Origin of the sequence: Coleofasciculus sp. (assembly GCF_046539235.1) — a bacterium.
Classification (GTDB): Bacteria; Cyanobacteriota; Cyanobacteriia; order Cyanobacteriales; family Coleofasciculaceae; genus Coleofasciculus.
On sequence record NZ_JBKHHI010000246.1, the window covers coordinates 1 to 9,849 of the forward strand.

Sequence of the window (9,849 nt, forward strand, 5' to 3'; positions counted from 1 at the left end):
CCCTACTACCCATCCTCCAATTGACTAACGGCGAATGCTGCCCGATTGTTAATCTTAATGTAATAGTTTTATTCAGACAGTTAATTTCGACTGTCTTGTGTCAAATAAAGTTCTATGCCCTGGTCTCGGATTTTTAGTGGAATTGTAGCGATTACCCTAGCAATGGGGATGATTGTGGCTGGAGGATGGTATTTTACCCTCGGTCTCTGTGTCATCGTCTATTTGGGTCAACTGGAATATTTTCAACTGGTTCAGGCAAAAGGAATTGCGCCTGCGGCTAAAACGACGTTAGTTGTGAGTCAACTTTTATTGGTGACAGCCGCCCTTAACTCTAATCTGACGGATGCCGCCTTTCCCATTGCCGGAACCCTGATTTGTTTTTACTTGCTCTTTCAACCCAAAATGGCGACTATTGCGGATATTGCCGCTTCGATTTTGGGATTACTCTATGGCGGTTATCTGCCTAGCTACTGGATACGATTGCGTGTTGGTTTAGATGGAGGGGTTTCATTACCCTTGAATGCTACAGCGAGCATCAATAGTTTCTCGTTCAATGACTCTTGGCTTCACCCTTGGACTAATCTAACGGTTCTGTCCCCAGGCTTAACCGTAACTCTACTCGCGTTTGCCTGTATTTGGGCAGCCGATATTGGGGCGTATAGTTTTGGTAAGTTTTTTGGTCGCACTCCCTTATCGAATATTAGTCCTAAAAAGACAGTAGAAGGGGCAATTTTTGGAATTTGTGGCAGTGGGGCAGTTGCTATGCTTGGGGCTTGGTATCTGCAATGGTCAAACTGGCAACTCAGTGGATTTGTTTTCGGTACGTTAATTGGAGTGGCTAGCCTGTTGGGAGACTTAACCGAATCAATGATGAAACGAGATGCTGGGGTCAAGGATTCAGGACAATTAATTCCAGGTCATGGCGGTATTTTAGACCGCACAGACAGCTACGTTTTTACCGCTCCCTTAGTTTACTATTTCATTACACTTTTGCTGCCTCTTTTACCACCTTTGAGTTAGGTGGGGACAATTAAAGTTAACGGTGGGGATCGTCATATCATGTCCTAACGATTGCCCATAATTGCAATGCTTTAATAACAGGGGTTTCAGGCGTTTTTATTAGGGGTGTTTGACCGGACATGATATCATTCGTCATTGGTCATTCGTCATTTGTAAGGGTTTGAGGCTTGTTAACATAACTTCATAAGGTTGAGTTTATTTCCACCAACCTACTTAGTACAATACGCCGATGACTTCATCGTCACGGCTAGAGACAAGGAAAGTCTCGAATCTGCCCAAATCCTGATTCAAGCTGTTCATGTTACCCCCGCACCGTTTGCGGTAATCCGTAGACCACCAATTAGTCGTAGACAATTACACCTGTGTGTTCCCTCTAAGGGTGGAGTGCGGCGCAAGTACGGCGGTACAGTTACCCGCCATGGAATTAGGAAGGGTGATCAGGTAATTGCCGAAAAAGCTGGAAAAACTTACATCGGCTGGTGTTCTGGAGACACTAAGGCACAGGTTTCCGTTTCCGACAAAAATTGGAAACGTTTAGGGCAGTTTACTGCCAAAAAAGTCCAGTTGTTGCAGCGAAGTACGGGGTTAATCGTCGTGCCTTCAACTGAACTGTCAAATCTCCCCTTATTGAAAGGGTCGATTTGACCGCTATCCCTCTCCACCCTCCTGAGCCTGCGAAGGATCTGCTGAGGGTGGAGTCTCACGCGAATACGATGAATTAATTCGGCAATTAGTTGTCCTCAGGAGCTTTGTCAAGTTGTGTGAGAGTATAATGGGCAATAGCCAAACTTAAGCGCACCTGCTCAATGGGTGATAATTCAGACCATTCGACTGAGCCAATAGCGCCAAAGTCTTGATTACCTCGCATGGCGTAAGCCCACGGACGTGCAAAAACGAATAAATCATCTTCCGTCCAGTTGGGTAATAAGGGTCTAACGCATAAAACAAGCTGATCGGCAAGTGATATATCCATGGACAACGCCTGTTGAGCTTGGTTCGCGATCGCGTCCAACCAAGACGACGGCACCCCGGAAAATCGTTCAGCCAATGACCGCTTTACCGAGGCGGAACCGGAAGAATCTGAGGGCGTTAGCGATGTCCAGCACTGGTGCAAGCGATTGAATAGGGTTTGTGATCCCGATGTAATTTCTGCCTCGGTTTGACAAGCATCTAGAGAAAATCCCACTTCCAAATCTGCCAAATAGTCTTGGGCTTCAGGTTCAGCGGGATTCCAGGGATAACAATCGTCCTCAGTTTGCCAGAGTGCCTCTAGGAGTTCTCCTTGGGCTTGACTCAAAGCATCCTGATAATTTTGGTATGGTTTGTGTTGACTGGTCATAATACCCCTTATGTGATCTTTGGTGGTGATGAAAATTGATAAGAATAGCTACATCAGCACTCTCTAAGGTTCCGTAATTGTTCCGAAAATAAAGATTAGTGCCAATAATTGGCAGAACTTCTAGCACCGTTGAATTGAGCCGTGTTCCTCTCGAATCGAATCTCTCTGAGTCTGAGATTTGTTAAGGTTTTGGCTTAAAGGTTTTCAATAATAAACTCCAGGGTTTGACTGTGAGTACTGCCAAATTTTAACTGACTACCCGACTCCAATGGCACTTCCTGATGGTGAATTCTCTGCCACCCATCGGCTCGTAAAATATAAGTGCCGTTGCGAGAAAAATCACGCAGGAAGTAAGTCGGGATTTGTCCGGGATGAGTGAAGGTATCGCGACAGATAATTTCTGCATGTTTATAGCTCACCCACATTTCCTCATCCAAAACCAAATCATTCTCCTGTCCGCGTCCCACCCGCATCAGCCCGCCGCGAATTCGCCAAACTTTACCCATTGAGTTTAGGGAGCGTAAGCAAGCGGTGGGCGTTTGTACACCATTCCAGTTGCTAGGCATAGGCGGAAGCTCAGTAATCCCTTCTTCTAAGAAAGCAATTAACTGTCCTTGAAACTCCGGATGCATATACAGCACAGGTAACGTCCAAGCCGGTTGGTTGAACTTATAAAGCGTGAGTAATTGTTGTCTGGCAACAGCGACAGCTTGGTCAATCGGCATCCGGGCAGCTAGGGCTTGGGCAAGACTTTGGATAAAACTCAAGGCTTCGTGATCCGCGATCGAATCACGCATACCCAAAACAGCGGGGACACCATATTGAATTAACACTTCAGCTAAACTACTCCGGGGGATGGTTTGACCTTCCACCTGATCCGGTTGAGCGCCCCAACAGGTATTGAATACCGCCAAGGTTACCTGATTCCGAACTAAGACTTGAGCGAGTTCCGTACCGTTAATTGGTGCATCCGGACTTAGAAATAATAAACCCCCATCTGGAGCAGGTTCACCATGACCCGCATAAAAAAGGATATTGTAACCTCCTGTGTCTAAAGCGGCAATTAAGTCAGCGGGTGTTGGCTCTAGCAGCTTTTCCACAAAACAGGGAACGGCTGTGGGGTTGAACTTTTGACAAGATTGGAAGGCATTTTCTAGAACCGTTGCCTCTTGTTCAAGCTGTAAGCGAGCCGCTGACTGATCACCCCCGGAGCGATGAACATCTTGTCCAAATACGAGCAGGATATTCAGGGCTTGATCGTGGCGGCTCAGCGGTTTGAGAGAGTCAACATTACTCGTCGTGCGGCTAAACAGGAGTTGAGTAGATAGAGAAATAGCCGGTTTTCCTGCCATTTCTTGCATAATTTCCCAGGGGAGGGGAATCAAGTCAGGATGTCGAATTTCCAAGCGCACGCGCAGAGATTTATTTTGTCCCCGGGCAATACCCCGACTTTCCGCCAACGTTGTTTGAATGGAACCCGCAAACAGCCAATTCCACAAGTCTATGCCCAACTGCTGCATCAGCCGTCCCCCGTAGCTAGTCGTCTGCGGTGTAGCGTTTTCGCTTTGGGGTGATAGGGTTGGTGTTGGTGTAGGCGTAGGCGTCAAGGGATGAGGCAGGGGTAATAAAGGGGGCAAATTACCCGTAGAAAACATTTGTTGCCAAGCCAACCAGGTTTGAGTCAAAGTGGGAGACCAAATCGAGTCATGATGAACATAACCCCCAGGATAAGGAGCTTCAATCACCCACACAGCAAAGTTATCTGCCCCAGCCGTAGACAGACGTGCGATCGCTAAACTGAGGCAAGGAGTTTCGATATCAGACATTCAACGCCCAGATGTAGAGCAACATTATCAGTGTTTGATAAGTGACAGACCAAATCCGAATCAATCAGACTCGACTTTTGTCCCCTGTCCTCTGCGATTCCTATTCTAGGTCTTAGGGTCAGTTCAAACTCACCCCAGCACAGGAGAGTCGCCAGGAGTTGGGGATTAGCCAAGTTTAGCCTTATAAATATGGTACACGGATCGCGATGTTGAAAACCCACGCTCGTTTCAGCCGTGGATTTGTCAATAGTCTGGTTTAATTGTTGCTCTGATGACTTTGCCTGGGACGTCGCCAAGTAGGATGTAGCCAACAGGGTGGGAAAGCTATGCACAGGCAAATTATCGGCTGTCCGCTTCTTTTGGGCTTTAGAAGAAGCCGAATCGCTCCGAACTGAGTGGGTGACTATTCGGTCGCGTTTATCCTGAGCATTTTCCCAGTCATCTTCATCGAAAAGAAGTGGAGCTAGACATGTTTTCTATCTCTTCTTGCCTAGACAATAGCCAGTCCAGGGCTAGATAGAAGGGGCTATCGACAATTTTACATTTTATATTATCATGATTAGGACTTACACTTGGGAGCATGTTAGGGAAAGCAAAAAATGTCCGTAGGGGTACGACATGTCGTGTCCCTACAGATATGTCTATTTCGTGTTTCTACGGAGAACTGAGGGAAGGCGTTAAAGCCTCAGATTCAGGCGCCGTTGCACATACACCCTTTTGTTCTAATGTGGGGTTGAAATTGAAGTCAAAATTGGAGCGAATATTGGCAACTTTGATCCAACCCCGATCGCCTGGCTCAACCAGAGGATAAATATTGCGGCGCCGCTTGGCGTCTGATTGGGTAGAAGATTCTGGGGTAGCATCAGCCGACCCTTCAACTGCTGTCTGTACCCCCTGAGTTTCAGCAATTTCTGTTCCCGCCGAACACACTCTCAATTTAAGCCAATCCTCTTCAGATGAACCGGACGATTGATTAATAACTTGCAGCACACTCCCTCTAGGAACTAACCGAATCGGTGAGGTATTTTCCTCCGGCGGCTGGAGTCGTAGTAGTAACGGAACATCTTGTCCTTGTGCATTGGTAACTGTTGAGCGCGTCACTCGCATCAGGGTCAGATTCTCCACAGATGAAGTCCTCTCAGGACTAGACGTGGGACTAGCCGTTGGAGATGGAGTCACTGACACGGATACTGAAGGATCAGAATTAGAGCTCTGGCTGACAAACCCTTGTATCCAACGCCGAGGTAATAATAGGTAAGCCATTCCTGCACCCACCACTAACAGTACAACAATTGCTAATAGCAGTCCCCAAGGACGCCGTTTGGGTCGGGTCAATGGTTGGGTTTTCTGCTGAGACGGCACAATGGCGGCTACCGTGGGCATTTCCGATATTGTTGGCAAAGGCAAAGATTCCGGATGAGGCGGCGCAAGTTCTGTTGGTGCTGTGTCCGCTGATGCCTTTACCTGACAGTAGACCAGCGCCAGGGTAACATTATCATGACCATTTTGCCGATTCGCAATTTCGATGAGATGGTCAGCGGCGGTTGGTACATCACGCTGTCCGTCCAGAATCGGCAGAATTTCGGTTTGCCAGTATTGTTCCACTCGGTCATGGTCACTGAGACCATCGGAACAGAGAAGAAACACACTATCTTCGTCGAGGATAAATCGCTGGGTTGTTGGATGTAATGTGGTAGACGATGCCATGCCCAAAGCCTGGATTAATGAGCCAGAGGTCGGCTGTTGCACAGCATACCGATAAAAGGTGTAACCCAATCGCACTTCACGGGAGGCTAGATCATCATCTTGGGTAATTTGATGACACCCTTGGCGCGTTATCCAATAGACGCGACTGTCCCCGACATGGGTGATGTATATTTCATGGGCGCTGGTTTGAGCCATGACCAGGGTTGTACCCATCCGCTGTCGCTCAGAGCGATGTTCGCTATCATTTTGCTGGCTGATGGCGTCATTAGCGGTACAGACGGCTTGTTCAAGTTTTAGAGTCAGATGGGTTGGGTTCCAGTGGTCGCGATCAAAATGGAGGCGTTCCACTTGCTCTCGCAAAACATTGATGGCTAATCCCGAAGCCACTTCACCCCCTTCATGTCCGCCAATCCCATCACAGACAATCGCTAAGGCATTTTCATCGGTTGAGCGACTCCACAGTTGTCCAATGGGTGGGTAACAAGCATCTTCATTGTGGCGGCGAACTGGACCTGAATCCGTACCTGTAAAAATCTGATAATGACGCGATTGCCCTTGTCCGCAGTCTTTGATTCCCTGATCAAGCAGTCCCACCAGTTGTTCGGCGGTGCGAATTTTTCCTTGGGTCAATTGATCACAGAGTTGCCCGAAAAACTTGTTTATGACCGAGGAGGCGTCAGGTTGGAGTTGAGACCAGCACTGACCCAGTTGTTTGAGCGTCGGTGCGGCCGGTTTATCTCTCTGAAGTTGCAGTAGATGCAGGATAGAGCCTTCTGGACGCAGCCAATCGAGATTGAGTAAACTTGTACCCACTCCTTCACTGCTTAAGGGTTGCCACAAGTTAGCGATTTGCCACAACCAGTTGAGTTGGCGTATTGCTGTCGCCTCTTGCCAAACGGTTCTCAGGGGAGGAAAGAGTTCTCCTTGAGACCCAGCCGTATCGGTTTCCAGAATCGGCGCATCTTCCAATAGCCAGATTTCTGAATCTTGGCGTCTTTCACCGCCTGTCAGTCGCCCATAGACTTGGGGAATATGTAAGCGATAGGGAGAGAGTCTCAAATAGGGCAACAACTCCTCCGGAATCTCTTGAGGGGTATCTGGTGGTGTTGCTGGTTTTGTATCCAGTACAATCCGTTCCTTGACCAACACATAGCGGTTGGCAATTAGCGATTCGGGCTGATCGGCTTCTATCCCCGATCCTAGCGCCCACAAATAACGCCGCTTCAAGGGCGTGCGACAGTTCTGACAAAACTTATTGACAGGGGGATTGGCAGCCTGACAGCGGTAGTTAGGGCAGTGAAGGGTTGCTGCAGGATTGTCCATGGAAACACTCTTGGCTACATCTAGCTAGTGGTAATTGGGCGGTTGAAGTCGCACTGCCGCGATCGCAATGCATATCCATTATCGGATCATTGAAATAAGCCTACTGATTACAAATTCTAGCGTCTGATTTGAGCAGCCGTTCACTCATCTGAGGGATAAATGGTGGTAACCGACTCGGATTCTTGATCGGGTTGGCGATTCGTCAACTCAAGGTAACTATGCCGCAGGAGACGGGGCCACAGCCATAAAAAGTAAAACCACCAAATCAAAATGGGGGTAGCCACTATCAGGGTTATCCAGAGCGTTTTGGCTAGCATCCAACTCCCCGCGATGATTACGACTCCGGTCATGAGAATCGACCAAGGCTGACACCACCACGGTTTATAATTCCAAGGATTCAGGGGATCTTTGACGGACAACAGTTGCCTCTATTGGAAAAAATAACATTATCTATAATACTTTTTTGCCACTTCAAGGAGTCGGTTGGGAAATTTCCCACTCTTGGAAGCGGTTGACTTCAGTTTCCGAGTCTTGCTGATCAGCTTAACACAGCGCTAATTTCCATGCCCAAGCCAGAAGAGTATAACACTTCCGATGATCACTCCTTTGAGGAGCTGAACTCCCCTGCGAGTATTGAAATTAAACAGCTTATGGAGCAAATTGAGAACTCCCATGACCTGTTGTACAAAATGATTAACTTGGAAATGTGGGCATTAGCCGAAACGATGGATGAGTTTATCCCTGGTTTTTGGAGTCGTTTTCTGGAAAATCGTCGTTCAACCCTCAAAGAATTTCTACAGAACAATTCTCACTCTAGAAAGAGGTAAATCACCCCCTAAAGTTTCTAGGATCACACTAGACAGGCAAAGTACAAGGAGCTTTTTATGAATAAGCCAGAACGCCCAGATACCCATGATACGCTCAATCCCGGTGATAAAGTCTCGCCAGAGGAGCAAACCCTGGAACAAAAATCTGAGAAAGTCGCGGTTGATGCTCCTGATATTACCGGCGATCACATTAAAGTCCCAACCTACTTCAAGGTGAAAGACGAAAATGGGCAAGAAAAAGCCTTGCACCATGTTGAGGACGCTGAAGAAATTTCTGATGTGATTCGCCAAGCACGCACCGATGAAGAAGGCAATCGCACTTGGCGTTAGAGTTGGACTTACGAGTCCTGAGACACAACCTGGGGCAATCCCATACTATAGTTCATTACCCGACAATCCAGGTTGTAGCTAATTTCACCTTTTTGCAGGAGCGATCGCATGTAATGCTCTAAATCCGAGCCGATGCGGCGAAGATTATACTCAGTCAAATCTTCACCGCTATAGGCTTCTACAAAATCATCAAACTTACGATAGATTTTTTGCAGGGCATCTTCACTCCAATTAAATTCATTATCGGGGTCAACGTCTAGTGTTAAAACGTTGTTACTCTCAACTAATTCACTGTTTAGCACCTCGGCAGCGTAGATGCGAATGTGACGAGTTGTCGATTTAAGCAGCATGGAAACCCTCCTAGTCTAGGCAATATTCTACCTTAATAATTGTAAAACTTTGTAAATACACTGCCCCAATTATTCCTTCAAGCCAGAATATTGGCGTAATATGCCCTACACCCCACACACCCACACCCTATCTACCGCTCAAGCCGGTGAGATTCTTGTGTCCTAGAGCGCTGGAAGGTAAATTAAAACAGTCAGTCTTAGCTACATAATCCATAGCTTAACCCAATATGCACGATTCGATGGATGATATCGCTAAACAAGCTCACCAGGGCAGTGTGGCGGCGATAATTCAAATTCTGAATCAAAAGTTAGCCGATGGTCGCGTCAGAACCCGAGCAGTTTTTGCTGATGGCGTGTTGCACCTTTTGTGTGAAGCACCTATAGTCGAACCCCTGGAGTGCTCTGTTCTCGTCAACCACATCCAAAAAATCCTGGAAGATATTGCGCCGCGTAACATTCGTCGGGTAAACATTAACAGCCGTATCGTGCAGGAGCAACAATTGCTATGGTTAGAAGAAATCAGCCGTAATCCAGACCATCTTTTATGGTCTCAAGAAATCATACTGAGTAAGCCTAACTTACTTCAGCAAGGGATAAAGGCGCTCAAATCTCCTAAAGCTGAGCCGAGGAAGAAAAGTCAGCTTCCCAAGCTATCCTCCCGCAAACTTAAGGAAAACAATCATGTCCGGCGCAGTTTTGTCGGTGGTATGAGCCTCATCGTCCTTCTATTAGTCGGTTGGTTCGTTTATGATCGCTTAATTTCCTCTCCTTACGCCAGTACCACTCCTCAAGAACCAACTCCTCCCCCCACACCTGTTTCACCTTCAACAACCGCAACCTCAACAACCGCAACACCTTCAGATCCCTTTACCGAAGCTGTTCGGCTCGCCATTGAAGCTGATGCTGAGGGGAAAACGGCGAATACAGCCGCTCAGTGGTTAGATATAGCAGCGAGGTGGGAAAAAGCATCGACTCTGATGAATAGCGTTAACCCTGATCATCCCCGCTATGAAATAGCTCAAGATCGGGTTATTCTTTATCGCCAAAACAGTCAACTGGCTCAACAGCAGGCACAACAGAGACAATCTGAGTAGGGGTTTGGTTACCAAACCCTTACTTTGGTTTGG

General features: G+C 47.4%; 10 protein-coding genes and 1 pseudogene. 5 read left to right on the plus strand and 6 right to left on the minus strand.

The window, feature by feature from the left end; translation table 11 throughout:
• Window positions 1-114: 114 nt before the first annotated feature.
• On the plus strand, window positions 115-1,020 hold the full coding sequence (locus ACLFWI_RS19685) for a phosphatidate cytidylyltransferase (protein ID WP_446414315.1): 906 nt from the start codon (window positions 115-117) through the stop codon (window positions 1,018-1,020).
• A 189-nt stretch (window positions 1,021-1,209) separates the two neighbouring features.
• The gene (locus ACLFWI_RS19690; RefSeq protein WP_446414316.1) at window positions 1,210-1,665 is read left to right on the plus strand and encodes a hypothetical protein; all 456 of its coding nucleotides are present in this window, start codon (window positions 1,210-1,212) and stop codon (window positions 1,663-1,665) included.
• Between the two features lie 85 nt (window positions 1,666-1,750).
• Here the strand turns inward: ACLFWI_RS19690 and ACLFWI_RS19695 are convergent, their stop codons facing one another.
• The 5 genes and pseudogenes from ACLFWI_RS19695 to ACLFWI_RS19715 all read right to left on the minus strand — a co-directional run bounded on the left by ACLFWI_RS19695 (window position 1,751) and on the right by ACLFWI_RS19715 (window position 7,634).
• Window positions 1,751-2,359: a hypothetical protein gene (locus ACLFWI_RS19695; protein ID WP_446414317.1), complete on the minus strand. Its 609-nt coding sequence runs from the start codon at window positions 2,357-2,359 to the stop codon at window positions 1,751-1,753.
• A 194-nt stretch (window positions 2,360-2,553) separates the two neighbouring features.
• Window positions 2,554-4,185: a CHAT domain-containing protein gene (locus ACLFWI_RS19700; protein ID WP_446414318.1), complete on the minus strand. Its 1,632-nt coding sequence runs from the start codon at window positions 4,183-4,185 to the stop codon at window positions 2,554-2,556.
• Between the two features lie 218 nt (window positions 4,186-4,403).
• Window positions 4,404-4,661: pseudogene (locus ACLFWI_RS19705) on the minus strand (IS1634 family transposase); the annotation flags it as partial.
• A 178-nt stretch (window positions 4,662-4,839) separates the two neighbouring features.
• A complete protein-coding gene (locus tag ACLFWI_RS19710) occupies window positions 4,840-7,215 on the minus strand; it encodes a PP2C family serine/threonine-protein phosphatase (RefSeq protein WP_446414319.1) in 2,376 nt (791 codons plus the stop codon).
• Window positions 7,216-7,355: 140 nt separating this feature from the next.
• Complete coding sequence (locus tag ACLFWI_RS19715) at window positions 7,356-7,634, minus strand: DUF6737 family protein (RefSeq protein WP_446414320.1); 279 nt, start codon at window positions 7,632-7,634, stop codon at window positions 7,356-7,358.
• 144 nt (window positions 7,635-7,778) lie between these two features.
• Between ACLFWI_RS19715 and ACLFWI_RS19720 the strand changes: the two genes are divergently transcribed.
• Window positions 7,779-8,042 carry a hypothetical protein gene (locus ACLFWI_RS19720; RefSeq protein ID WP_446414321.1) on the plus strand — a complete coding sequence of 88 codons (264 nt, stop codon included), beginning with the start codon at window positions 7,779-7,781 and terminating at the stop codon, window positions 8,040-8,042.
• A 57-nt stretch (window positions 8,043-8,099) separates the two neighbouring features.
• Entirely contained in the window at window positions 8,100-8,372 is a 273-nt protein-coding gene (locus ACLFWI_RS19725) for a hypothetical protein (RefSeq protein ID WP_446414322.1), read from the plus strand.
• Between the two features lie 8 nt (window positions 8,373-8,380).
• On the opposite strand, the gene ndhM is transcribed toward ACLFWI_RS19725, so the two are convergent.
• Window positions 8,381-8,722: an NAD(P)H-quinone oxidoreductase subunit M gene (ndhM, locus tag ACLFWI_RS19730; RefSeq protein ID WP_446414323.1), complete on the minus strand. Its 342-nt coding sequence runs from the start codon at window positions 8,720-8,722 to the stop codon at window positions 8,381-8,383.
• A 227-nt stretch (window positions 8,723-8,949) separates the two neighbouring features.
• Here ndhM and ACLFWI_RS19735 point away from each other — a divergent pair, with 227 nt between their 5' ends.
• On the plus strand, window positions 8,950-9,816 hold the full coding sequence (locus ACLFWI_RS19735) for a hypothetical protein (RefSeq protein WP_446414324.1): 867 nt from the start codon (window positions 8,950-8,952) through the stop codon (window positions 9,814-9,816).
• Window positions 9,817-9,849 lie beyond the last annotated feature (33 nt).

What these genes read in the sequence shown, in the direction of transcription:
- ACLFWI_RS19685 (WP_446414315.1), top strand. Translation starts at nt 115, where the DNA reads ATGCCCTGGTCTCGGATTTTTAGTGGAATTGTAGCGATTACCCTAGCA.
- ACLFWI_RS19700 (WP_446414318.1), bottom strand. Translation starts at nt 4,185, where the DNA reads ATGTCTGATATCGAAACTCCTTGCCTCAGTTTAGCGATCGCACGTCTG.
- ACLFWI_RS19720 (WP_446414321.1), top strand. Translation starts at nt 7,779, where the DNA reads ATGCCCAAGCCAGAAGAGTATAACACTTCCGATGATCACTCCTTTGAG.
- ACLFWI_RS19695 (WP_446414317.1), bottom strand. Translation starts at nt 2,359, where the DNA reads ATGACCAGTCAACACAAACCATACCAAAATTATCAGGATGCTTTGAGT.
- ACLFWI_RS19725 (WP_446414322.1), top strand. Translation starts at nt 8,100, where the DNA reads ATGAATAAGCCAGAACGCCCAGATACCCATGATACGCTCAATCCCGGT.
- ndhM (WP_446414323.1), bottom strand. Translation starts at nt 8,722, where the DNA reads ATGCTGCTTAAATCGACAACTCGTCACATTCGCATCTACGCTGCCGAG.
- ACLFWI_RS19735 (WP_446414324.1), top strand. Translation starts at nt 8,950, where the DNA reads ATGCACGATTCGATGGATGATATCGCTAAACAAGCTCACCAGGGCAGT.
- ACLFWI_RS19710 (WP_446414319.1), bottom strand. Translation starts at nt 7,215, where the DNA reads ATGGACAATCCTGCAGCAACCCTTCACTGCCCTAACTACCGCTGTCAG.